General features: G+C 63.5%; 22 protein-coding genes and 1 riboswitch. Of the genes, 18 read left to right on the top strand and 4 right to left on the bottom strand.

Annotated elements, in window-relative coordinates:
- Positions 1–110 precede the first annotated feature (110 nt).
- Complete coding sequence (cls, locus tag DL1_RS09215; protein WP_038065249.1) at positions 111–1541, bottom strand: cardiolipin synthase; 1431 nt, start codon at positions 1539–1541, stop codon at positions 111–113.
- Entirely contained in the window at positions 1538–2569 is a 1032-nt protein-coding gene (locus DL1_RS09220) for an RluA family pseudouridine synthase (RefSeq protein ID WP_038065252.1), read from the bottom strand. Before DL1_RS09220 ends, cls begins: the two co-directional genes overlap by 4 nt.
- On the opposite strand from DL1_RS09220, the gene DL1_RS09225 reads away from it, so the two are divergent.
- From DL1_RS09225 to queF, 7 genes are all read left to right on the top strand, one after another.
- Positions 2568–2891, top strand: a complete 324-nt coding sequence (locus tag DL1_RS09225) for a DUF6476 family protein (protein ID WP_038065255.1) — start codon at positions 2568–2570, stop codon at positions 2889–2891. The genes DL1_RS09220 and DL1_RS09225 overlap by 2 nt on opposite strands.
- Positions 2881–3381, top strand: coding sequence for an rRNA maturation RNase YbeY (gene ybeY / locus DL1_RS09230; protein WP_038065259.1), 501 nt, complete (start codon positions 2881–2883; stop codon positions 3379–3381). Before DL1_RS09225 ends, ybeY begins: the two co-directional genes overlap by 11 nt.
- Positions 3382–3416: 35 nt before the next feature.
- On the top strand, positions 3417–4310 hold the full coding sequence (locus tag DL1_RS09235; protein ID WP_038065260.1) for a hemolysin family protein: 894 nt from the start codon (positions 3417–3419) through the stop codon (positions 4308–4310).
- The gene (gene lnt / locus DL1_RS09240; protein WP_051693441.1) at positions 4307–5890 is read left to right on the top strand and encodes an apolipoprotein N-acyltransferase; all 1584 of its coding nucleotides are present in this window, start codon (positions 4307–4309) and stop codon (positions 5888–5890) included. The genes DL1_RS09235 and lnt overlap by 4 nt, the downstream gene beginning before the upstream one ends.
- Positions 5891–5899: 9 nt before the next feature.
- Positions 5900–5949, top strand: a riboswitch (SAM-SAH riboswitch).
- 7 nt (positions 5950–5956) lie between these two features.
- The gene (gene metK, locus DL1_RS09245; protein ID WP_038065261.1) at positions 5957–7123 is read left to right on the top strand and encodes a methionine adenosyltransferase; all 1167 of its coding nucleotides are present in this window, start codon (positions 5957–5959) and stop codon (positions 7121–7123) included.
- Positions 7124–7251: 128 nt separating this feature from the next.
- A complete protein-coding gene (locus tag DL1_RS09250; RefSeq protein WP_038065263.1) occupies positions 7252–7608 on the top strand; it encodes a YigZ family protein in 357 nt (118 codons plus the stop codon).
- 182 nt (positions 7609–7790) lie between these two features.
- Positions 7791–8252, top strand: a complete 462-nt coding sequence (gene queF / locus DL1_RS09255) for a preQ(1) synthase (RefSeq protein WP_038065265.1) — start codon at positions 7791–7793, stop codon at positions 8250–8252.
- Positions 8253–8442: 190 nt separating this feature from the next.
- Here queF and DL1_RS09260 read toward each other — a convergent pair whose 3' ends face one another.
- Positions 8443–8847, bottom strand: coding sequence for a DoxX family protein (locus DL1_RS09260; RefSeq protein ID WP_038065268.1), 405 nt, complete (start codon positions 8845–8847; stop codon positions 8443–8445).
- A gap of 223 nt (positions 8848–9070) precedes the next feature.
- On the opposite strand from DL1_RS09260, the gene trmB reads away from it, so the two are divergent.
- From trmB to DL1_RS09310, 10 genes are all read left to right on the top strand, one after another.
- Positions 9071–9859 carry a tRNA (guanine(46)-N(7))-methyltransferase TrmB gene (gene trmB, locus DL1_RS09265; protein ID WP_038065269.1) on the top strand — a complete coding sequence of 263 codons (789 nt, stop codon included), beginning with the start codon at positions 9071–9073 and terminating at the stop codon, positions 9857–9859.
- Positions 9860–9998: 139 nt separating this feature from the next.
- Positions 9999–11348 carry a 3-phosphoshikimate 1-carboxyvinyltransferase gene (gene aroA / locus DL1_RS09270; RefSeq protein ID WP_038065270.1) on the top strand — a complete coding sequence of 450 codons (1350 nt, stop codon included), beginning with the start codon at positions 9999–10001 and terminating at the stop codon, positions 11346–11348.
- Between the two features lie 48 nt (positions 11349–11396).
- Complete coding sequence (locus DL1_RS09275; protein WP_038065271.1) at positions 11397–11981, top strand: (d)CMP kinase; 585 nt, start codon at positions 11397–11399, stop codon at positions 11979–11981.
- Between the two features lie 37 nt (positions 11982–12018).
- Positions 12019–12588, top strand: coding sequence for a hypothetical protein (locus DL1_RS09280; protein ID WP_051693442.1), 570 nt, complete (start codon positions 12019–12021; stop codon positions 12586–12588).
- Positions 12589–12683: 95 nt separating this feature from the next.
- Positions 12684–13232, top strand: a complete 549-nt coding sequence (locus tag DL1_RS09285; protein WP_051693460.1) for a glutathione peroxidase — start codon at positions 12684–12686, stop codon at positions 13230–13232.
- A 78-nt stretch (positions 13233–13310) separates the two neighbouring features.
- Positions 13311–14054: a hypothetical protein gene (locus DL1_RS09290; RefSeq protein ID WP_038065272.1), complete on the top strand. Its 744-nt coding sequence runs from the start codon at positions 13311–13313 to the stop codon at positions 14052–14054.
- Positions 14055–14279: 225 nt separating this feature from the next.
- Positions 14280–15959 carry a 30S ribosomal protein S1 gene (rpsA, locus tag DL1_RS09295; RefSeq protein ID WP_038065273.1) on the top strand — a complete coding sequence of 560 codons (1680 nt, stop codon included), beginning with the start codon at positions 14280–14282 and terminating at the stop codon, positions 15957–15959.
- Positions 15960–16259: 300 nt separating this feature from the next.
- Entirely contained in the window at positions 16260–16547 is a 288-nt protein-coding gene (ihfB, locus tag DL1_RS09300) for an integration host factor subunit beta (RefSeq protein WP_038065274.1), read from the top strand.
- 6 nt (positions 16548–16553) lie between these two features.
- Complete coding sequence (locus DL1_RS09305) at positions 16554–16910, top strand: lipopolysaccharide assembly protein LapA domain-containing protein (protein ID WP_342726606.1); 357 nt, start codon at positions 16554–16556, stop codon at positions 16908–16910.
- A gap of 3 nt (positions 16911–16913) precedes the next feature.
- Entirely contained in the window at positions 16914–17591 is a 678-nt protein-coding gene (locus DL1_RS09310; protein ID WP_051693443.1) for a phosphoribosylanthranilate isomerase, read from the top strand.
- A 46-nt stretch (positions 17592–17637) separates the two neighbouring features.
- Here DL1_RS09310 and DL1_RS09315 read toward each other — a convergent pair whose 3' ends face one another.
- Positions 17638–18759, bottom strand: coding sequence for an esterase-like activity of phytase family protein (locus DL1_RS09315; RefSeq protein ID WP_038065275.1), 1122 nt, complete (start codon positions 18757–18759; stop codon positions 17638–17640).
- Between the two features lie 578 nt (positions 18760–19337).
- Between DL1_RS09315 and DL1_RS09320 the strand changes: the two genes are divergently transcribed.
- Positions 19338–22211: an Rne/Rng family ribonuclease gene (locus DL1_RS09320; protein ID WP_038065276.1), complete on the top strand. Its 2874-nt coding sequence runs from the start codon at positions 19338–19340 to the stop codon at positions 22209–22211.
- Positions 22212–22271: the final 60 nt, after the last annotated feature.

Raw genomic sequence — 22271 nt, forward strand, 5'->3', positions numbered from 1 at the left:
ACAGCGTTTTACTTGATAATCATACGCTCTAGCATGACCGTTTCCGTCGTTTTCCGGCGAAAAAATTAACAATTCGTAATGTTTCGCGGAAACGGGCGAGATCGCGCCGATCACAGGACGGGGGTCAGGATCGAGATCAGATTGTTGAGCAATCTGCGCGACAGTGACCAATTGGCGACCGCATCGGCATCGACCCGGTACGATTGCGTGATCCAATGGTCCTGCGCTTGCGCAAGATCTGCAGCCAACTGGGCGTCTTCGATCAGTACGCAGGCCTCATAATTCAGTTCAAAGCTGCGCCGGTCCAGATTGGCGGAGCCAAGGATCACCGCCAGATCGTCCACCTGCAAGGTCTTTGCGTGCAAGATGCCGGGGACGTGCTCGTAAATCTCGACGCCTGCGGCCAAGAGCGCGGAATAGTGGCTGCGCGAGGCAAAGGCGACAAAGCGGCTGTCATTCACCCGCGGCACGATCAGGCGGACCCGCACGCCGCGCAGTGCGGCGGCACGCAGCGCATAATCGAGCCCTTCGCCGGGCACGAAATAGGGCGTCGAGATCGTCAGGCTGTGCCGCGCCGCTCCAATCACCGCGCCGAACACGTCAGGCACTCCGCGCGTATCAAGCATCGGCCCGGTCGCGAAGGAAATGGCCGGGCTGCCGTCGGCTTGTTCGGGGGCCGGGTCAAGCGCAAGCATGGTGCCCGAATGCGTCATCCAATCCGAGGCGAAGACATGCGCGTGTTGCGCCACGATCGGCCCTTCGAGCCGCAGCATGATATCGGTCCAAGGGGCGTAGCGGGCTTTGGTGTGAAACTCGGGTGCCGCGATATTGCGGCTGCCGATATAAGAGATGCGGGCGTCGATCACCGCGAGCTTGCGGTGGTTGCGCAGATCGATCCGCGAGCTGGCCAGTTTGAAAAGCGGCCAGCGGAAGGGGAAGGCCACACAGATCTCGACCCCGGCGTCGCGCATCGCCTGCCGGTCCGGCCCGTTGAGAAACTCGCGCGCCCCCAGCCCGTCGACCAGCACACGCACTTGCACACCGCGCTGGGCGGCCTCGATCAGCGCGCAGGCCAGCGCATGGCCCACCGCATCGTCGAGCCAGATATAGCTGATCAGATGCACGGCGCTTTGGGCCTGCGCGATGTCTTCGATCAGCGCGTCGATCTGGGCCTCGGCGGGCACCAGTAGCCGTGTCGGCCCGGCCCGTGTGACGGCGTAGCCGTTCACCGCTGCCGCCCGCGCAAAGGCCGGGTGCAGCGTGGCTGCGGGCAGCGGCGGGGCCACGCCTTGCGCAGGCGGCGGCAGGGCCTTGGAGGTGCGGCGCTGATCGCGCGCGATGCGCTGGTTGAGCCGGGTCTCGCCCACGAGCAGATAGAGCGCCACCCCCGCCACCGGGACGGAAAAGATCAGCACCAGCCAGACCGCGCGGATCGTCGGCTGCTTGTCGGGGCGCGTGAGCACCCGGATCGTCGCGGCGATCTGCACGGCGAAGTGAAACGCGACCGCGAGATTGAAGGTTGTTTGCACCTCTTCGATCATCGCGCCCCCGCGCCGCGCAGGCTCGTGATGAGCCCTTCCATATCGGCGGGCAGGGGGGCCTCGAAGGAAAGTTCCTCTTCGGTGACCGGATGAATGAAGCCCAGCGTGGCCGCATGCAGCGCCTGACGCGGGAAGAGCCGCGCGGCCTCGGCCCCCTCGGCGCCTACGGCTTTCTCGCTCAGCTTGCGCTTGCCGCCATAGGTCTGATCGCCCAGCAGCCCGTGACCGGCATGTGCCATATGCACGCGGATCTGGTGGGTGCGCCCGGTCTCAAGCCAGCAATCAATAAGGGCTGCGGCGCCGTGAAAACCCTCAATCACATGGGTCCGTGTGACTGCGTGCCGCCCGCCGCCTGCGACCACAGCCTGTTTTTGCCGGTCGGTGCGGTGGCGGGCGAGCTGGGTTGCGATCTTGAGGATGCCGCCGTTCTCGAAGCTCACCCCGCGCGTGCCGCGCAGGCGCGGATCGGCCGGGTCGGGAATGCCGTGGCAGATCGCAAGATAGTGCCGATGCACGCTATGGGCCTCGAACTGGGCGGCGAGCCCGTGATGGGCGCGGTCCGATTTCGCCACCACCAGAAGGCCGGAGGTGTCCTTGTCGATGCGGTGGACGATGCCGGGGCGCGCCTCACCGCCGACGCCCGACAGGTTGCCGCCGAAATGATGCAGAAGCGCGTTGACCAAAGTGCCCTCGGGCGTGCCCGGCGCGGGGTGGGTGACCATGCCTGCGGGCTTGTTCACCACGATCAGGTCGGCATCTTCCCACAAGACTTCCAGCGGGATGTCCTGCGCAATCGTCTCAACCGCGCGGGGCGGGTCCAATGCGATCGCATAGATCTCGCCCGCGCTCACCTTGGCTTTCTGATCGGTCACAGCCATCCCGTCGCGGCTCACCGCGCCTTCCGCGATCAACCGCGCAAGACGTGAGCGCGAGAGCGCCGCTTGCTCTGGCACAGCCGCCGCCAGTGCCTTATCAAGGCGCGGACCCATGCCCGGTTCGATCTCGATTTCAAGGATCTGTTTTTCCATGTCCGACTTGTCCGATGATGACGCGCCCGCCGCTCTGCCCCCGGATCTGCGCTTTCTCAAGCTACTGGTCACCGTGCTGGCGGGTGTGATGATTTTGGGCCTTGTAGCGATTGTCACACTGCTTGTCATCCGCTTGAACGCGCCCGCGCCGTTGCCGCAGCTGCCCGATCAGATCACCCTGCCTGCCGGGGCGCAGGTCGAGGCTGTAACCTTTGCGCGCAGCTACACGGTCGTGGTGACCGCGCAGGGGCAGGTGCTGGTCTATGACAAGGCGGGCAAGCAGGTGGCCGATGTGCCGATCGGGGGCGCCGATGGACATTGAGATCGAGATTGAGGACGAACGCTGGGAGGCGCTGGATCTGGACACGCGGGTCGCGCAGGCAGCCGCGCTTGTGTTGGCCGATCTGGGGATCGAGCCCGAGATCTGCACGCTCTCGGTGCTGGCCTGCGATGATGTGCGCATCATGGAACTCAATGCCGATTTCCGCGACAAGCCCACGGCCACCAATGTGCTGAGCTGGCCCGCCGAGGAGCGCGGTGCCGCCCAGCCCGGTGCCACGCCCGCGCCGCCTGGGCCCGATATTTTTGGCGAGATCGCGCTGGGCGATATCGCGATTGCCTGGGAGACCTGCGCGCGGGAGGCCGCCGAACAAGGCAAAGCGATTGAGAATCATGTGACGCATCTGCTCGTTCACGCTATTCTGCATCTGCTCGGCTATGATCACATTCATGACGAAGATGCCGCGCTTATGGAACAAATTGAAATTCGCCTGCTTGAAAGCGAAGGGATTGTTAACCCATATGGGGATTAGATCGGCGCAAATGCCGCAAGTCTTGGAAAGGAACTATGGGACAGGTCACTGACGGAGCGCACTCCGCCAATGCCGAAGGGTCTGATACGTCAGAGCCGGGGCAGTCTTCGGAGCCCGCCTCGCGCGGGCTGCTCAGCCGGATTTTTGGGGGCAATTCCCCGGATGCGGCCCTCCATGAGATCGAACCGCCGCAGGCCCCCGCGCCCGCGCCGCAACCCGGTCTTGGCAATTTGCGCCGCATGCGCGTGCGCGATGTCGCGATCCCCAAGGTCGAGATCGAGGCGGTTCCCGTCACGATCAGCCGCGACGAACTGGTCGAGAAGTTCCGCGAGCACGGCTATTCGCGCATGCCTGTCTTCAAAGAGACCTTGGACACGCCGCTGGGGCTCGTTCACCTTAAGGATCTCGCGCTTGAATACGGGTTCGGATCGGGCAACGGCCGGTTCTCCCTGCGCAAGCTGATCCGTCCGCTGCTCTATGTTCCGCCATCGATGCCGATCGGCGTGTTGTTGCAAAAGATGCAAGTGCAGCGGATCCACATGGCTCTGGTGATCGACGAATATGGCGGGGTCGACGGGCTGTTGACGCTCGAAGACCTGATCGAGCAGGTGATCGGCGAGATCGAAGACGAACACGACGAGGCCGATGATGCGCTCTGGCGCGAGGAAAAGCCCGGCCAATGGGTCGTGAATGCCCGCGCGCCGCTCAGCGAATTCGAAGCCGCAGCCGGGATGCGGCTCGCCGATGAAGAGGCCGAGGACGAGATCGATTCGATGGGCGGGCTTGTGTTCATGCAGATCGGGCGCGTCCCCGCACGTGGCGAGGTGATCGTGGCGGAAAACGGGGTCGAGTTCGAGGTGGTCGATGCCGATCCACGCCGGATCAAGCGGTTGCGCGTGCGTATGCCGGGTGTGGCTGCCGCCGAATGATCAGACGGTTTCGGGCAGGACTTGGCGCGGCGTTTCGCGCGCCGGCGCGGCCGCGCTGGCAAGTGTTGCTGGGGGCGGTTGTTCTTGGCGCGCTGATCGCGGCCGGGCAGGCGCCGCTCGGTCTGTGGTGGATCGCGATGCCTGCTTTGGCGGGCGCGATCTGGCTCGGGGCCGGGCAGGGGCGTGGCGCCTCGGTGGCATGGATCGGATTTGGCACGGGGTTTGGCTATGCGCTGGCCGCGATGTTCTGGATCGTTGAGCCATTCTTGGTCGAGCCCGAAATCTACGGCTGGATGGCACCGTTCGCGCTGGTGCTGATGGCCGCGGGGATGGGCGTGTTCTGGGCGCTGGGCTTTGGGCTTGGCGCGCTCTTGGGGCCACGCCCGGGCTGGATCGCTTTGGGCATCGCGCTTGGCATGGCGGGCTCGGACGCGCTGCGATCCTATGTGTTCACAGGATTCCCGTGGGTTTTGATCGGCCATATCTGGATCGGCGCGCCGGTCGCGCAAGCTGCCGCTTGGGTCGGGCCGCTGGGTCTGAGCCTGATGACCGCGCTGATCGCGGCCGCCCCTGCCATCGCCGCAGGGCTGCGCCACCGGGTTGCGGGCGGGGTGCTGGTCGTCTGTGCGCTCGGCGCGCTGGCTGCGATCTGGAGCGGGGGGCAGATGCGCCTCGATGCGCCCGTGCCACCACGCGCCCAACCGATCGATCTGCGGCTGGTGCAGCCCAATGCGCCGCAAAACCTCAAATGGCTGCCGCAATATCGCATGAAGTTCTTCGACCGGCTGCTCACGCTGACCGAGCAGCCGCCCGCGCCGGGCAAACCCAAACCCGATCTGATCGTGTGGCCGGAAACCTCTGTGCCGTTCTTGCTGGATCGTCCGGGTCAGGGGCTTGAGCTGTCGGCACAGGCGGCGGGCGGGGTGCCACTGGCGCTTGGCATCCAGCGCAGCGAGGGCACACGCTATTACAATTCGCTGGCCGTGATCGGGCCGGATGCCCAGCTGGAGGCGCTTTACGACAAGTCGCATCTGGTGCCCTTTGGCGAATACATGCCCTTTGGTGATGCGCTGGCCAAGATCGGCATCACGGCCTTTGCCGCGCAGGTGGGCAATGGCTATTCGGCGGGGCCGGGAGAGCATCTGCTCGATCTTGGCCCCAAGCTGGGCAAGGTCGCGCCGCTGATTTGCTACGAGGCGATCTTTCCCCAAGACCTGATGCGTTTCGCACAGCGCCCCGACTGGATCTTGCAGGTTACCAATGATGCGTGGTTCGGCACGCTGTCGGGGCCGTGGCAGCATCTGGCGCAGGCGCGGCTGCGTGCGATCGAGCAGGGCCTGCCGCTCGCCCGGGACGCCAATACCGGTGTGAGCGCGCTGATCGATGCCAAGGGGCGGATCGTGGCGCATCTGGGGATGGACAAGGCAGGCGTGCTGGACGTGCAACTGCCGCCATCGCTGCCCAAGACGCTCTACGCCCGCATCGGCGATGTGCCCATCATCGCACTGATCGTGGCTCTGTTCATCATAGCTTTGCTGATCGTGCGTATTTTCGTTGACCGGCGCAGGGTTGCGACCTAGCTAGTTTTCGAACCGTTCCAACGGCTTCCTGACGGAACGGGGTTTTCAACAACGGAGCACGTCCCCATGACACGCGAAAGCTATATTTTTACCTCTGAGTCCGTCTCGGAGGGGCATCCCGATAAGGTCTGTGACCGGATCTCGGATGCGGTTCTTGATACATTTCTGGCAGAAGAGCCCAATGCCCGCGTGGCCTGCGAGACATTTGCCACCACCAATCAGGTCGTCGTCGGCGGTGAGGTTGGCCTGACCGACAAGGCGAAGCTTGCCGAATATATGGAGCGTGTCGACGGCATCGTGCGCGAATGCGTCAAGGATATCGGCTATGAGCAGGATGCCTTCCACTGGGCCACGCTGAAGGTCGCCAATTTCCTGCATCCGCAATCGGCCCATATCTCGCAGGGCGTCGATAAGGACGGGGCGGGCGATCAGGGGATCATGTTCGGTTACGCCACCGACGAGACGCCCGAGCTGATGCCCGCGCCGATCCATTATTCCCACGCCATCCTGCGCCGTCTGGCCGAGGCGCGCAAATCGGGCGCCGAGCCCACGCTGCGCCCGGATGCGAAATCGCAGCTCTCCGTGCGCTACGAGAATGGCGTGCCGGTGGGCGTGACCTCGATCGTGCTCTCGACGCAGCATTCCGATGCGGGCCAAAGCTCGGACGATATTCGTCAGATCGTGGAGCCCTATATCCGCGAAGTGTTGCCCCAAGGCTGGATCTCGCCCGAGACCGAATGGTGGGTGAACCCCACCGGGACCTTCGTGATCGGCGGACCGGATGGCGATGCGGGCCTGACCGGGCGCAAGATCATCGTGGATACCTATGGCGGCTCGGCCCCGCATGGGGGGGGGGCGTTTTCGGGCAAGGATCCGACAAAGGTGGACCGTTCGGCCGCCTATGCCGCGCGCTATCTGGCGAAGAACGTGGTGGCGGCGGGTCTGGCCAAGCGCTGCGTCATTCAGGTGAGCTATGCCATCGGCGTGGCCAAGCCGCTTTCGATCTATGCCGATACGTTCGGCACGGGGCAGGTGCCCGACGAGATGATCGAGAAGGCCGTCGGCGCTGCGATGGATCTGACGCCCAAGGGCATCCGTGACACGCTTCAGCTCAACAAGCCGATCTATTCGCGCACCGCAGCTTATGGCCATTTCGGTCGTGCGCCCGAGGCCGATGGCGGCTTTAGCTGGGAAAAGACCGATCTCGCCGAGGCGCTGAAAAAGGCGCTCTGAGCCCAAGTCGACACACGATTTGAGACGGGCAGAAGGGAAACCTCTGCCCGTTGGCATAAGCACCCTGAGCCGGGCAGTACGTTCCGGATGCACTTGCCGCCGCGATCAGAGGGATTTAATCCTGCCTTATGCGAATTATTGAAAACATCATCAGTGATCGCGGATCAAAATATGCGGTCTCAGGGGGAGCGTGCAACTCCGAGCAGGAGGCGAAAGCTTTTCTCAAGGCGCTGTATCGCAAAAAGAAATTCGCCAAAGCGACCCATAATACATGGGCCTTGCTAAGCGCCGATGCGCCCCTGAAGAACGATGACGGCGAGGCCGGTGCCGGGATGGTGATCTTGCGGATGCTGGAGCGGGAGGCGCTCTTTGACCATATCATCGTGGTGACGCGGTGGTTTGGCGGCAAGCATCTGGGCGGTGATCGGTTCCGGCATGTGCAAGAGGCCGTGCGGATCTATCTTCAGGATCTGCACGCCTCCTGACACGGGGTTACGGTGGGCAAGTACCGGCCAGATTTGCAACACCTGCGCAGGCAGCGCGCGCCTGCGACAAACACCCTGCGACAAACACATTGGGGCACTTGACCCGTCCGCCGGTCCTCCCGTAGGTCCGGGCTGTCGGCGCCGGTCACGGCATCGGCGTCATTTTCAACCGGAGAGAATACATGGTGAGCGATGCATCGGGTCTGAGCCAGCTTGGCCAAAGTGTGGACCTGCCCGCAAGCCCGGAAGCTGCGGTCCTTGAGCGGGTGCCGCAACCGCGCGCGGGCGAGCGCTATCTCGTGCGCTTCACCGCGCCGGAATTTACCTCGCTCTGCCCGCTCACGGCGCAGCCCGATTTCGCTCATATCATGATCGATTACGTGCCGCGTGACTGGCTGGTGGAAAGCAAATCGCTCAAGCTGTTCTTGGGGAGCTTTCGCAATCACGGGGCGTTTCACGAGGATTGCTCGGTGATGATCGGGCAGCGCCTGCGCGACCTGCTAGAGCCGGAATGGCTGCGCATCGGCGCCTATTGGTATCCGCGGGGCGGCATTCCGATTGACGTGTTCTGGCAAACCGGCCCGCAACCCAGCGATCTGTGGATCCCCGATCAGGGCGTGCCGCCCTATCGCGGCCGGGGCTGAGGCGCGCAGCCCAGCGGTTGGGCACGATCCGTTATGTGGGGCATGGCGGCTGACCGCTCAAACGGGCAGCCCGTCGATCTCTTTGAGCGAGGCGAGGGCCTTGTCGCAATGCGCGCGGCTTGACGTTCGCTCAATGAAAAAGCCCCGCCGTGGCGGGGCTTTGGCCTGAGGAGTTAAGCTCTCTGGCCGCTTAGCGCTTGCGGGTGTCGAGGGCGAAGGCCCCTGCGCCCATGGACACGATCATCAGCATGCCGCCTGCGATCGAGATGTTTTTCATGAAGTTGATCATCTGGCCCTGAGCCTCCATCCCGGTGGCGCTGAGCGAGGGGATGTAGTGAAACAGCAGGCCGGTGAGCAGGCTGAACCCTGCCAGCAAGAAGGCGACAAGGCGGGTTTTCCACCCCAACAGCAACAACAGGCCGCCGCCCAGTTCCGTCAGGATGACGAGCGGCAGCAGGAAGCCGGGCACGCCCATTGCTTCCATGTAGCCTTGGGTCGCCGCATATCCGGTGATCTTGTTGAAGCCCGCGATGATGAAGATTTGCGACAGCAAAAGCCGTCCGAGCGGGGCCGCGAGGTCATAAAGCTTGGTCATTGTCAGTCCTTGGGTGTGTCAGGCCCGGTCTTGGGCTTGGTCTAGGACTTACACTGAGAATTTCTGAATTGAATTGGGTGTTTCCTGACAGGTTCTGTGCGCACCCGCGCATAGTGCCAGATCTCGATTGCGCGCCGCTCGTGGCCTTCAGCGGTCGGGGCTGCGGCGGCGGGCATGCTCAGGAGGCTTGAGTTTTGTCGCGCACGCAGCTAGAGGCGCGGCCATGAGCACGCATGATGACACCTCCCGCCCCGATGATGACGCAGCCCCGGACGCCGCGTCCGATGGTGCGCCCTGGCGCAATTTCTACGGGCGTCGCCACGGCAAGACGCTGAACAAGGCGCAGAAAGACTATCTGCGCGAGGATCTGGCGGCGCTCTCGCCGGGCAAGGTCGGCTGGGACGTCAATCCCGACCGGGTGCCGCTTGATCTGGCCGCGCGATTTGGCGGCAAGCCGGTCTGGCTGGAGGTGGGCTTTGGCGGCGGCGAGCATCTCGTGCATATGGCCAAGACCTATCCCGATGTCGCGATCATCGGCTGCGAGCCCTATATCAACGGGGTGGCGATGTTGCTGGGCAAGATCCGCCGCGCGGGGGTGGATAATGTCGCGGTGCATCCGGGCGATGCGCGCGATCTGATGGATGTGCTGCCCGAGGGCAGTATCGAGAAAGCCTTCCTGCTCTATCCCGACCCGTGGCCGAAATCAAAACATCACCGCCGCCGCTTTGTCACCCAAGAGCATCTGGTGCCGCTGCACCGTGCGCTTGTGCCGGGCGCGCCGTTTCGCATCGCCACCGACATTCCCGATTATGTGCGTCAGGCGGTCGAGGAGGTTCCAAAGGCTGGCTTCGAGGCCCGTTTCGACGTGCCCGCCGCCTTCGATCCCGACGATCCGCAGCCGGTCGCGGGCGATTGGGACCGCGCGTGGGACGATTGGCTCTCGACGCGCTATGAGCAAAAGGCCCTGCGGGAGGGGCGCAAGCCGCATTACCTGAGCTATCGGAGGATCTGAGAGCGGGGATGAGGGCTCTGCCCCTGAGGCGCTGCGCGCCTCACCCCGGGATATTTGGATCAAGAGGAAGGGGCGCTGGGGGCTTCCGTCGCGCCGCGTATCGCGCTAACAGCGAGGCAGTTCTGAACAGGAGGCGAGAATGTCCGGCCACGGCACCCCGATCAAGATGACCGCGCGCAAATCCGGGCCTTTGACGGGCGAGGCCGAGGTGCCGGGCGACAAATCGATCAGCCACCGCGCGCTGATCTTTGGTGCGCTGTCCGTGGGCGAGACCAAGATCACCGGGTTGCTTGAGGGCGAGGATGTGCTCGATACCGCCCGCGCGATGCGGGCCTTTGGCGCGGAGGTGACCCAGCACGGGCCGGGCGAGTGGTCGGTGCATGGCGTGGGTGTGGGTGGATTTGCCGAGCCCGAGCAGGTCATCGATTGCGGCAATTCGGGCACCGGGGTGCGGCTGATCATGGGCTGTATGGCCACGAGCCCGATCACGGCGACATTCACAGGCGATGCCAGCCTGCGCAAACGTCCGATGGGGCGCATCACCGATCCGATCGCGCTCTTTGGCGCGCAGGCCTATGGGCGCGCGGGGGGGCGGTTGCCGATGACGGTGGTTGGTGCCGCCGATCCGGTGCCGGTGCGCTATGCGACGCCGATGGCCTCGGCGCAGGTGAAATCGGCGGTGCTGCTGGCGGGGCTCAATGCGCCGGGCCAGACTGTTGTGATCGAGAAAGTGCCGACCCGCGATCACACCGAGCGGATGCTGCGCGGCTTTGGGGCGGATGTGCGCGTCGAGGAGACCTCGGAGGGCCATGTCATCACCTTGCAGGGCCAGCCGGAATTGCGCGCTCAGGAGGTAACCGTGCCGCGCGACCCGAGCTCGGCCGCCTTTCCGGTCTGTGCAGCCCTTCTGGTGCCGGGCTCGGATATCCTTGTGCCGGGCGTCAGCCAGAACCCCACGCGCAACGGCTTGTTCACGACCCTGCGGGAGATGGGCGCCGATATCACGTTTGAGAACCCGCGCGAGGAGGGCGGCGAGCCCGTGGCCGATTTGCGGGTGCGCTATTCCGAGCTGCACGGGATCGAGGTGCCACCCGAGCGCGCCTCCAGCCAGATCGATGAATATCCGGTGCTGTCGGTCGTGGCGGCCAATGCCCGCGGGACCACGGTGATGCGCGGCGTGCATGAGCTGCGCGTCAAGGAAAGCGACCGGATCGATGCGATGGCGCGCGGGCTTGAGGCCTGTGGCGTGCGCATCGAGGAGGATGAGGACACGCTGATCGTGCATGGTATGGGGCCGGGCGGCGTTCCGGGCGGGGCCACCTGCGCCAGCCATCTCGACCACCGGATCGCGATGAGCTTTTTGATCCTCGGGATGGCGGCGCAAAATCCGGTCTCGGTGGATGACGGCACGCCGATTGCCACATCGTTCCCGATTTTCGAGGGGCTGATGCGCGGCTTGGGTGCCAGCCTTGAGCGCGCCAACAGATAAGGGTCGTCCTGCGCGCGGGACGAAACGCCAGACCAGACGAGGGTAGATATGTCATTCACCGTAGCCATCGACGGACCCGCCGCGAGCGGCAAGGGCACGATCAGCCGCGCGGTCGCCGCGCGGTTCGGCTTTGCCCATCTCGACACAGGCGTGCTGTATCGTGCGGTGGGCGTGAAGGGCGGCGATCCGATTGCCGCGGCGCGGGGGCTGAGTGCTCAGGATCTTGCGCGCGACGATCTGCGCACGGGAGAGGCGGGGCAGGCGGCCTCCAAGGTGGCCGCGATCCCGGAGGTGCGCGCAGCGCTGGTACAGTTTCAGCGGGATTTCGCGGCGCGCGCAGAGGGCGCCGTGCTGGACGGGCGCGATATCGGCACCGTGATCTGTCCCGATGCTGAGGTGAAGCTGTTCGTGACCGCCAGCCCCGAGGTGCGCGCGCATCGGCGCTGGCTGGAGCTGGGCGGTGATGCAGGACAAGTGCTGGCCGATGTCCGCGAGCGGGATGACCGCGATATGAACCGGGCCGATGCGCCGCTGCGCCCGGCCCCCGATGCGATCGTGATCGATACTTCCGAGCTGGATGCCGAGGCCGCGATCGCAGCGGCCTGTGCTGCGATTGAGGCACGGCTGGGATAGCACTGGCCCTCGCGCGTTCGCGTCCCATATGTAGAGAATGATACGCCTTCTGCTTGTGATGATCTTGCTGATGACGGGCCCGGCCTTCGCGCGGGAGCGCCCGCAGGGGCTGATGTGGTCGCAGACCGATCTCCCGCGCACTCTGCCTTTGCAGATCAAAAGCCGCGCGGGGCGTGATGTCTATCTTGTGCTGCGCGATGTGCAGAGCGGGCAGGACATTCTGGGCGCTTATCTGCGCGGCGGGTCGTTTTTCCGCCTTCTGGTGCCGCCGGGAGAGTTCGAGCTGATGATGGCCTCGGGGCCTGCCGCGGATTGGGAGGGGCGCGAAAAGCTGTTTGGCCCGCAGACCCGGCGGTTTCGGCTGGATCCTCCGTTGCGCTTCGCAACGACCGGGCTGGCGCGCAAGGGCGGGCATCTGATCGACCTGCGCAATCTAGGCGACATCACTCAAAGCAGCTTTGGGCTTTGTCAGAGCCTCGCGCTCGATCTCGATTCCGTGAGAACTCCTCCGACCTCACGCACGCCTGAGGAGAATCGCGATAACATCATAGATTTCCCCGATTTTCCTGTGCCGCGCTATCGCGACGTCAGCCGAATTTGTGATTAGATTAATTTGATTCTTGAATATACATTCACGGATGTGTGATCTTAGTCTGGCTTTCAACGTATAGTTGCGGACATGTGAAATCGGGGTTGTTGGTGATGTTTGCGCGGATCTGTGGGTTTATGTCGGGCTTCGCGGTCATGATCGGATTGGCGGTGGCCAGCCCGGCAATGCCGCCCAATCTGAGCTTTGATCTGGTCGAAGGTGGGAAGATCGACCTGACCAGCTACGAGGGTAAGGTCATTCTGGTCGTGAATACCGCCTCGAAATGCGGGTATGCGCCGCAATTTACCCAGTTGCAGGATCTGTCGGACCGCTATTGGGATCAGGGTCTGGTGATCCTCACCGTGCCGTCAAATGACTTCAAGCAAGAGCTGAGTACCGCTGAGGCGGCCAAGCAGTATTGCGCGATGACCTTTGGTGCTGAGCTGCCGATGGCGCGGATCACGCAGGTCACCGGCACCGGGGCGCATCCGTTCTATGCGTGGCTGCGCGCAGAGCGCGGCTTTGAGCCGAGCTGGAACTTCAACAAGGTGCTGATCGGACGCGATGGTCGGGTGATCGATACCTATCCCGCCTCAGTCGAGCCTGCCTCGCAATCGTTCACCGGGGCGATTGAAACCGCGTTGGGGCAGGGCCGGGGCTGACGCTTTTTTGGCTTGCCGGGGCGGCATTCCGCCCCATCTGCCCTCGCGAGACTCAAGCGAAGTGGGCGCAAGATCGATATGGGCTTTTTCCTTCCTGTTTTCATTTGGTTGATTTTCGTCGGGCTCGATGCCTCGGTCTCGCTCAGGGCGCGGCGGCTGCGCCCATCCACTCTGGCATTCGTCTATGTGACATGGATCGCCTTTTGGGGCGGGATCTGGCTGATCTGGGCGATGCAGGCAGGCTGGGCCGAGAGCGGTGTGACGTTGGTGATCTCGGTGCTCGCGCCCTACGTGACGCTGCTGGTCTTCGCCTGGGGGCTGGTGCGAGCGATGCCCGATCACGCGGGCTGGGTGATCGCGCTCGGGCTTGTGGCATGGGCGGTGCTGCGCGAGCGGCGCACAGCTTTGAAGGTTCTGGCCACGCTGGCACTGCCGATTGCGCTTTGGACCGGGGCGATTGGCCCGCTTTTGGGCACGGGCGTGCTGATCTTTGCGGGCCGCAAGCCAATGTCTGCGCGCGGTAAGCTGATCGCGGCGCCTGCGGTGTGCCTGCTGGCCTTTGCCCTTGCGATTGGTACGAATTGGGCGCTCTGGCAGGGCGAAATCCGTCTGATTGCGCGCGTGCAAGGCGTTGAGAACGTACAGATTCCGCCGCTGAGCCGTCAGGTGGAGGGGTTTTATCACGCCGAGCTGGGCTGGCTGCTGCCGATCATCGCGGCGCCCGACGGTTCGGTACGCGCACGGGGCACGAAAGCGGGCGTGCCGCAGGTCTGGAGCTATGATCGCCAGTCTTGGACGGCAGAGCCCGCGCCTCAGCCCTGAGCCCGCCGGGGGCCGTCCCAGATGGCCCGAAAGGCTGTAATCTGGGTCGATTTAGGCCAATAAAGACTTGCTGAACAAGGCAAACGCGCCTATATGGGCGCGGTCTGAGATGGGTTGGGCGCTGCCTGACCCTGCCTTTGTTGCGTCTTGGACATATCCAACGAAAGACCGGCGGAGCCAACCGCATGGCCAGTAAATCGACTATGAAAAGGAAACTAAAACCGCATGTGCGCTAAAGCAACCATGGAAGACTTCGAGGCTATGCTCAATGAGAGCCTCGAGATCGATACCCCCCAAGAGGGTTCGGTCGTAAAAGGCAAAGTGATCGCCATCGAGGCCGGTCAAGCCATCATCGACGTCGGCTACAAGATGGAAGGCCGCGTTGAACTCAAGGAATTCGCCAATCCCGGCGAGGCTCCGCAGATCGAAGTTGGCGACGAGGTCGAGGTGTTCCTTGATCGCGTGGAAAACGTCCGCGGCGAAGCCGTGATCTCGCGTGAGAAAGCCCGCCGCGAAGAGGCATGGGACCGTCTTGAGGCCGCTTATGCGAAAGAAGAGCGCGTCGAAGGCGCTATCTTCGGTCGCGTCAAAGGTGGCTTCACGGTCGATCTGGGCGGCGCTGTTGCGTTCCTGCCCGGCAGCCAGGTCGATGTCCGCCCGGTGCGTGACGCAGGCCCGCTGATGGGTCTCAAGCAGCCCTTCCAGATCCTGAAAATGGACCGCCGTCGTGGCAATATCGTGGTGTCGCGTCGTGCGATCCTCGAAGAAAGCCGTGCCGAGCAGCGCGCTGAAGTCATCGCGAACCTCACCGAGGGTCAGGTTGTCGAAGGCGTCGTCAAGAACATCACCGAATACGGCGCATTCGTCGATCTCGGCGGTGTGGACGGTCTGCTGCACGTCACCGACATGGCATGGCGCCGTGTGAACCACCCCTCGGAGATCCTTGCGATCGGCGAAACCGTCAAGGTTCAGGTCGTCAAGATCAACAAGGAAACGCACCGCATCTCGCTTGGCATGAAGCAGCTGCAGTCCGATCCGTGGGATGCCGTGGAAGCCAAATTCCCGATCGCATCCGTGCATACCGGCCGCGTCACCAACATCACCGATTACGGCGCCTTTGTTGAGCTGGAGCCCGGTGTCGAAGGTCTGGTGCACGTCTCCGAGATGTCGTGGACCAAGAAGAACGTTCATCCCGGCAAGATCGTCTCGACCTCGCAAGAGGTGGACGTCATGGTGCTCGAGATCGACACCGCCAAGCGCCGCGTTTCGCTCGGTCTCAAGCAGACCATGCGCAACCCGTGGGAAGTCTTTGCCGAAACCCACCCGGTGGGCACCGTCATCGAAGGCGAAGTCAAGAACATCACCGAATTCGGTCTGTTTGTTGGCCTCGACAACGACATCGACGGCATGGTTCACCTCTCCGACCTGAGCTGGGATCAGCGCGGCGAAGAGGCGATCCAGTCCTTCCGCAAAGGCGACATGGTCAAGGCCGCTGTCACCGAAGTGGATACCGACAAGGAGCGCATCTCGCTCTCGATCAAGGCGCTCGATGCCGACACGTTCTCTGATGCCGTTGACGGCGTGAAGCGTGGCTCGATCATCACCGTCGAAGTGACCGCGATCGAAGATGGCGGCATCGAGGTGGATTACAACGGCATGAAAGCGTTCATCCGCCGTTCGGATCTGGCCCGTGACCGTGCCGACCAGCGCCCCGAGCGTTTCGGCGTTGGCGACAAGGTCGATGTGCGCGTGACCAACGTGGACAGCAAGACCCGCAAGCTGGGCGTGTCGATCAAAGCGCGCGAGATCGCCGAAGAGAAAGAAGCCGTGGAACAGTACGGCTCCTCGGACTCTGGTGCCTCGCTGGGCGACATCCTCGGCGCAGCTCTGAAGGGCGACGAGTAATCTCGTAGCGCCTCTCAGGTGCACCACAAATCTTGCGAAGGCCCCGCCGTTTCGGCGGGGCCTTTTGCACTCTATCGATTCGCTCCAAGGGCCGTGGCACAGCGCGCGGGCGCGCAGTCGGAGCAGGGCTTGCGCATTTGTGAGAGCGGATTTCCGCTTTCAGGGCTTGCCCCGGCCAGAAAATTCCCGGTAATTCCAATCCTTTCTGGTACCGCGCTTTGAGATTTGCTCTTATAGTCGGCAGATTAGCTGTGACGAAACGGGGCCGCGCAGTCGCACAACCCGTGGGGGAGAACGACGATGATCCGATCCGAACTGATCGCGAAAATTTCCGAAGAAAATCCGCATCTCTTCCAGAGGGATGTCGAGAAGATCGTGAACACGATCTTTGATGAGGTCACCGAGGCGCTGGCCAATGGTGACCGGGTCGAGCTGCGCGGCTTTGGCGCCTTCTCCGTGAAGAAGCGCGATGCCCGCGTCGGTCGCAACCCGCGCACCGGCGAGGCTGTCGAAGTGGAAGAGAAACACGTTCCCTTCTTCAAAACCGGCAAGCTGCTGCGGGATCGCCTGAACGGACAAGAGGACTAACACCCGATGATGCGTGCGCTTCGGCTGACATTTCTGGGCCTGTTGGCCATTATCCTGATCGCGCTTGCGCTGGCCAATCGTGACATCGTCACGCTGCGGCTGCTGCCGGCAGGGGCGGGGGATTTCCTCGGCCTGAGCTGGTCGGTTCAGGTGCCGCTGTTTCTCGTGATTCTCGGCGGCGTGCTGCTTGGCCTGCTGATCGGGTTCGTCTGGGAGTGGATCCGCGAGGCGAAGCTGCGCCGGACTGCCAAGCAGGCGACCCGCAAGGCCAGCAAGCTGCAATCCGAGGTGCAGACCCTGCGCCACGAGAAGCACGGGCCGAAAGACGACGTGCTCGCGCTGCTCGATCAGCCCTCCCGCTAAGCGATGGCGACGGTTGCCATAGATCGCGGCGCCCCCGGTGCGCCGCGCGTCAAGATTTGCGGGCTGCGCGATGCCGAAACGCTGAGCGCGGCTGTCGCGGCAGGCGCGCGTTATGTGGGCTTTGTGTTCTTCGCCAAATCCCCCCGCTCCGTCTCGATTGCACAGGCGCGCGACTTGGCGCTTGAGGTGCCGCCGGGGGTCGCGAAAGTCGCGCTCGTGGTGAATCCCGCAGATGAGGACCTGTCTGCGATCTGCGATGCCGTGCCCTTGGATATGCTGCAGCTTCACGGCTCGGAGACGCCCGAGCGCGTGGCCGAGATCCGCGCGCGTTTCGGTCTGCCGGTGATGAAAGCGGTGGGTGTGGCCGGGCCTGAGGATTTGCCCGCGATTGCGCGCTATGAAGAGGTGGCCGATCAGATCCTGCTCGATGCCAAGGCGCCGAAAGGGGCCCCGCTTCCGGGCGGTAACGGTCTGGCCTTTGACTGGCGTCTGATCGCCGGGCGCAACTGGACCAAACCGTGGATGCTGGCGGGCGGGCTCACGCCCGAGAACGTGGCCGAGGCGATCCGTTTGACGGGCGCTCGGCAGGTTGATGTGTCCTCGGGGGTTGAAAGCGCGCCGGGGGTCAAGGATGCCGGACGGATTGCGCGGTTCCTCAATGCGGCGGGTGTGACCGCCTGATCGCGGGCGCGGGCAATCAGATCGCCCGCGCGCCTCGTCTCAATCTCTAGTTCTGGGCTTTGGGCAGCTTGACGCTGAACAGCTTGAACCGGGTCGCTTGATGGCGGTTGAAGTTGTTGTCCGTCGTGGTGAGCATCGTCTGCGCCCCGTCGACGACCGGCCCGAAGGCGATGTCCTCGATATTGTCCACCGTGACACCGTCGAGCCCTGCCTTGAGCGTGAACCACAGCCGCTTTTGCACCGGGGTGATCTTGCTCAGGTCGACTTTCTCTTCGCCGTTCACATTGGTCGCATCCGTCAGATCCGCGATATAGAAGCGGATATTGTTGCCGATGCCCTCGGAATAGTTGCGCTCCACGATCACCAGCCGCCCATCTGGCAGGGTGGCCAGCGCCGAGATCCCGTTATCCGCCGAGCCGCCCTCTTGGAGCGGTTTCGCCGGGATCTCATCCGTCATGTAGATATATTGCGCGGTGGGTTTGCGGGTCTCGGTGTCGATCAGCATGATCCGCGAGGGGCTTTGCTCGGTGAAGCTGGCCTTGGGGCCATCCTGGATCAGCGCGTTCTCTGTGGAGACATAGAGCGTCTTGCCATCCGCGCTCAGATCCAGCCCCTCAAACGAGAGATTGTCGCGCGCGCCCTTGGTGCCCTCCTTATTGGGGATATAGGCCTCGGGCAGGGGCAGTGATGTCGCAAATGCGCCCGTCTGATCGGCAGTGTAGATCGCGGGTACGCCTTTTTCATCACGCTCGGAGGACCAGAAGATCCGTTGCTGTGCGGGATCGACCGCAATGCCTTCGCCATCGGCACCATTCTCGCCAAAGATACCGCCGCCGGGCCTTTGCAGATCATGCTCGCTGGTGATGTCGAGCCCCGCAAAGCGGTCTTTCTTGACGTCGAGCTTGAGCGTGTAGAACCGTGGCGGGCCGAAATCGCCCTTGTCGTCGCTGATTGCGTAGAACTGATCCGTTTTCGGATCGTAGGACAGATCCGACAGGCCGCCAAAGCCCTTGCCCTGAATAGTCAGCCCGGTCGGCAGCACAAACTCACCGATCAGCTTGGGGGCAGGCAGCGGAGGGTCTGTGTCCGGGTTTGAGGCTGTGTCTTGGGCCTGCGCATAGAGCGGCAATGACAGGGCGAGGGCGGTGGAGAGAAGGATCGTACGCATGGTTTGGGGCTCCCTTGAACTGGCGTCAGCCTAAACGGTCTTTTTTAACAGGGGTATGATAAGGATGTGCTGAGAGCGATCACTTTTGCGCATGTATCGGAGTGCGGGGCGGCATTGCGGCCCGACCCGGGGTCTTTTCGCGCGCGCAGGCGGTGTTTGGGGCGCGTGGGCCATGAAAATTCGATTGTATTTCCGTTGTTCCTCCCGCTATTGTCACAAATAGTCGGCAGGTTTGCGACAAGACCCGCGATCCGCCACCGAAATTCGCTGATTTGCAAGCAGCCCGACGCGCTCTCTCGCGCTGGCGCTTTGAGTCAACCGATTGACCGAAAGGTCGCTAGTTTGCCTCCCTCTGCCACAACGGCACGGAGGTTTTGAATGGGGCGCAGAGGGATAACCATGCGCCTGGGAAAGAACCGCGATGATGCGTGTCGAGCTGAGGCAATTGAGCAAGGGCGGGCCAGTGATGGCCGCCGCCGATCGCCTGTGCCGCCCGTCCATCGCCTCATGGACAGATCCAGCCACTTGCACACGGGGCCCATCGGGCGTCAGGGCAGGGGTATGGACAATGGAATTACATGGCAAAGAAGATGCTTATCGATGCCACCCACGCGGAAGAAACCCGCGTCGTGGTGGCAGACGGCAACAAGGTCGAGGAATTTGACTTTGAAACCATCAACAAACGGCAGCTCGCCGGAAATATCTATCTCGCAAAAGTAACCCGGGTGGAGCCGTCGCTCCAGGCGGCTTTTGTCGATTACGGCGGCAATCGCCACGGGTTTCTCGCATTTGCCGAGATCCATCCCGATTATTACCAGATCCCGGTCGCCGACCGCGAGGCTTTGCTCGAGGAAGAGCGCCAGTTGGCCGAGGCCGCGGCTGCCGAGGAAGACAAGCCCAAACCGGCCCGCCGCCGCCGCTCGCGCCGTGGTGCGAAGGCTGAACAGGCCAACACCGATGAGGCTGTTGTCAGCTCGGATGAGATCCCCGGCATGGGCGTGGTCGATGCCGAGGACGACGCAGAGGATGACACCGACGCGGCACCGTCTGCGGATCACGGCTCGGACCACGCGGCAGAGCGTGGCGCCGAGGATAGCGCCGATCACGATGACGATCATGATGAGGGCGATGGCGAGGATGACGCCACCCCCGAAGATCCCAATATCGAATCGGTCGCCGAAGAGGACGTGCACGAAGAGATCCGTCCGCCCCGCAAACCGCGGGCCCGGCGCTACAAGATCCAGGAAGTGATCAAGGTGCGCCAGATCATGCTGGTGCAGGTCGTCAAGGAAGAGCGCGGCAACAAAGGCGCGGCACTCACCACCTATCTCAGCCTTGCCGGTCGCTATTGTGTGCTGATGCCCAATACCGCGCGTGGCGGTGGCATTTCGCGCAAGATCACCAATGCCGCCGACCGCAAGAAGCTCAAGGAAATCGCCGGGGGCTTTGACGTGCCCAAGGGCGCAGGGCTGATCGTTCGGACGGCGGGCGCTCAGCGCACCAAGACCGAGATCAAGCGCGATTACGAATATCTGATGCGCCTGTGGGAGCAGATCCGCGATCTCACGATGAAATCTGTGGCGCCCGCGCCGATCTATGAAGAAGGCGATCTGATCAAGCGCTCGATCCGCGATCTTTACTCCAAAGAGATCGACGAGGTGCTGGTCGAGGGCGAGCGCGGCTATCGCGTGGCCAAGGCCTTCATGAAGATGATCATGCCGAGCCATGCCAAGCACGTTAAGCATTACGCGGAATCGCTGCCGCTTTTCGCCCGCCATCAGGTGGAAAGCTATCTGACAGGCATGTTCAACCCGACCGTTCAGCTCAAATCGGGCGGCTATATCGTGATCGGCGTCACTGAGGCGCTTGTCGCAATCGACGTCAACTCGGGCCGGGCCACCAAGGAAGGCTCGATCGAAGAAACCGCGCTCAAGACCAACTTGGAGGCCGCTGACGAGGTGGCCCGCCAATTGCGCCTGCGCGATCTGGCCGGTCTGATCGTGATCGACTTCATCGACATGGACGAGCGGCGCAACAATACCGCTGTCGAAAAGCGGATGAAGGACAGGCTCAAGACGGATCGCGCCCGCATTCAGGTGGGCCGGATCTCGGGCTTTGGCCTGATGGAGATGAGCCGTCAGCGTCTGCGTCCGGGCATGATCGAAAGCACGACGCAGCCCTGCTCGCATTGCCACGGCACGGGCATCATCCGCTCGGATGACAGCCTTGCGCTCTCGGTTCTGCGCGCGATCGAAGAAGAGGGCACACGCAAACGGTCGCGCGAGGTTCTGGTGCGCGCCCCGGTGGCCGTCGCCAATTACCTGATCAACGCCAAGCGCGAGCATGTCGCAAGCATCGAGGCGCGCTACGGCATGTCCGTGCGCATCGAGGCTGTGCCCGAGCTGGTCTCTCCCGATTTCACCATCGAGAAGTTCAAGACCGCGACCCGCGTGGTCTCCGAGGTTGTCTCGCCGGTGGTCTCTGCCACGGAAAGCCTGATGGCCGAGATCGATCTGGATGATGACGACGATACGGATGAGGACGAGGACGAGGCAGAAGAGGAACAGCGCAACGAGACGCGCGAGCCCTCCAATGCGCCTGAGTCCTCTGACGATGATCAGCCGCGCAAAAAGCGCCGTCGGCGTCGGCGTAAGCGGAAGTCGAATGGCGATGAGAATGGCGGGTCCGATGCCGCGCAAAACGGCAATGATCAGGACGCGCAGGGCCAGAAGGCCAATGAGCCTGCCGAAGCCGCAGATGTGAGCACCGCTGAAACCGCGCAGGCCGCACCCGAGGCGGCTGCGTCTGACGCGCCCGCCGAAGCTGCAGCCGAAGAGCCTGCGCCCAAGCCGCGCCGCACCCGGTCGCGCAGCCGCAAGAAGGTTGAGGAGCCGACCGCAGAGGCCAGCACCGAGACCCCGGCAGAGGCCAGCGCTGAGACGACAGCCGAGGCAGCCCCGGAAGAGGCGCCCAAGCCCAAGCGCCGTTCGCGCGCCCGCAAAAAGCCCGAGGCCGACACTGCCGCGCAGGCAGCCGTTGAGGGCGAGGGCGCTCCGTCGCCTGAGGCGGTCGAAGAGGCTCCCAAGCCGAAGCGTCGCTCGCGGGCTCGCAAGAAGGTCGAGGAACCGGCAGCCGCTGAGGCTGCTGAGGCGTCCGCGCCGCAAGCCGCACCCCCCGAGCCTGAGACGCCCCCGGAGACGCCGCAGCCCGACGCGCCTGTCGAGACGCCGGAGCCGCCTGCAGAGGTGCCCGCCGACGCCCCGCAGGAGACCCCGCCCGCGCCAGCACCCGAAACCCCGGTTGAGCAACCGCCCGAGACGCCGCAACCCGACGCTCCGGTTGAGATCCCGACCGGTCCGGCGGTGGCCGAAAGCGCGGATACCGATGCGGAAACGCTGACGGAGGAGAAACCCGCCAAGCCGCGCAAGCGCGGTTGGTGGAACCGCGGCTAAGCTCTCGCTGAGGGATGAAACACAAAAGGCCGGGCAGTGCGCCCGGCCTTTTTCATGCGT

This window comes from Thioclava dalianensis, assembly GCF_000715505.1.
GTDB lineage: Bacteria > Pseudomonadota > Alphaproteobacteria > Rhodobacterales > Rhodobacteraceae > Thioclava > Thioclava dalianensis.

What these genes read in the sequence shown, in the direction of transcription:
- DL1_RS09290 (WP_038065272.1), top strand. Translation starts at nt 13,311, where the DNA reads ATGGGCTTTTTCCTTCCTGTTTTCATTTGGTTGATTTTCGTCGGGCTC.
- metK (WP_038065261.1), top strand. Translation starts at nt 5,957, where the DNA reads ATGACACGCGAAAGCTATATTTTTACCTCTGAGTCCGTCTCGGAGGGG.
- cls (WP_038065249.1), bottom strand. Translation starts at nt 1,541, where the DNA reads ATGATCGAAGAGGTGCAAACAACCTTCAATCTCGCGGTCGCGTTTCAC.
- DL1_RS09250 (WP_038065263.1), top strand. Translation starts at nt 7,252, where the DNA reads ATGCGAATTATTGAAAACATCATCAGTGATCGCGGATCAAAATATGCG.
- rpsA (WP_038065273.1), top strand. Translation starts at nt 14,280, where the DNA reads ATGTGCGCTAAAGCAACCATGGAAGACTTCGAGGCTATGCTCAATGAG.
- ybeY (WP_038065259.1), top strand. Translation starts at nt 2,881, where the DNA reads ATGGACATTGAGATCGAGATTGAGGACGAACGCTGGGAGGCGCTGGAT.
- DL1_RS09310 (WP_051693443.1), top strand. Translation starts at nt 16,914, where the DNA reads ATGGCGACGGTTGCCATAGATCGCGGCGCCCCCGGTGCGCCGCGCGTC.
- DL1_RS09305 (WP_342726606.1), top strand. Translation starts at nt 16,554, where the DNA reads ATGATGCGTGCGCTTCGGCTGACATTTCTGGGCCTGTTGGCCATTATC.
- queF (WP_038065265.1), top strand. Translation starts at nt 7,791, where the DNA reads ATGGTGAGCGATGCATCGGGTCTGAGCCAGCTTGGCCAAAGTGTGGAC.
- DL1_RS09275 (WP_038065271.1), top strand. Translation starts at nt 11,397, where the DNA reads ATGTCATTCACCGTAGCCATCGACGGACCCGCCGCGAGCGGCAAGGGC.
- DL1_RS09235 (WP_038065260.1), top strand. Translation starts at nt 3,417, where the DNA reads ATGGGACAGGTCACTGACGGAGCGCACTCCGCCAATGCCGAAGGGTCT.
- ihfB (WP_038065274.1), top strand. Translation starts at nt 16,260, where the DNA reads ATGATCCGATCCGAACTGATCGCGAAAATTTCCGAAGAAAATCCGCAT.
- lnt (WP_051693441.1), top strand. Translation starts at nt 4,307, where the DNA reads ATGATCAGACGGTTTCGGGCAGGACTTGGCGCGGCGTTTCGCGCGCCG.
- aroA (WP_038065270.1), top strand. Translation starts at nt 9,999, where the DNA reads ATGTCCGGCCACGGCACCCCGATCAAGATGACCGCGCGCAAATCCGGG.
- DL1_RS09320 (WP_038065276.1), top strand. Translation starts at nt 19,338, where the DNA reads ATGGCAAAGAAGATGCTTATCGATGCCACCCACGCGGAAGAAACCCGC.
- DL1_RS09280 (WP_051693442.1), top strand. Translation starts at nt 12,019, where the DNA reads ATGATACGCCTTCTGCTTGTGATGATCTTGCTGATGACGGGCCCGGCC.
- DL1_RS09220 (WP_038065252.1), bottom strand. Translation starts at nt 2,569, where the DNA reads ATGGAAAAACAGATCCTTGAAATCGAGATCGAACCGGGCATGGGTCCG.
- DL1_RS09315 (WP_038065275.1), bottom strand. Translation starts at nt 18,759, where the DNA reads ATGCGTACGATCCTTCTCTCCACCGCCCTCGCCCTGTCATTGCCGCTC.
- trmB (WP_038065269.1), top strand. Translation starts at nt 9,071, where the DNA reads ATGAGCACGCATGATGACACCTCCCGCCCCGATGATGACGCAGCCCCG.
- DL1_RS09260 (WP_038065268.1), bottom strand. Translation starts at nt 8,847, where the DNA reads ATGACCAAGCTTTATGACCTCGCGGCCCCGCTCGGACGGCTTTTGCTG.
- DL1_RS09225 (WP_038065255.1), top strand. Translation starts at nt 2,568, where the DNA reads ATGTCCGACTTGTCCGATGATGACGCGCCCGCCGCTCTGCCCCCGGAT.
- DL1_RS09285 (WP_051693460.1), top strand. Translation starts at nt 12,684, where the DNA reads ATGTTTGCGCGGATCTGTGGGTTTATGTCGGGCTTCGCGGTCATGATC.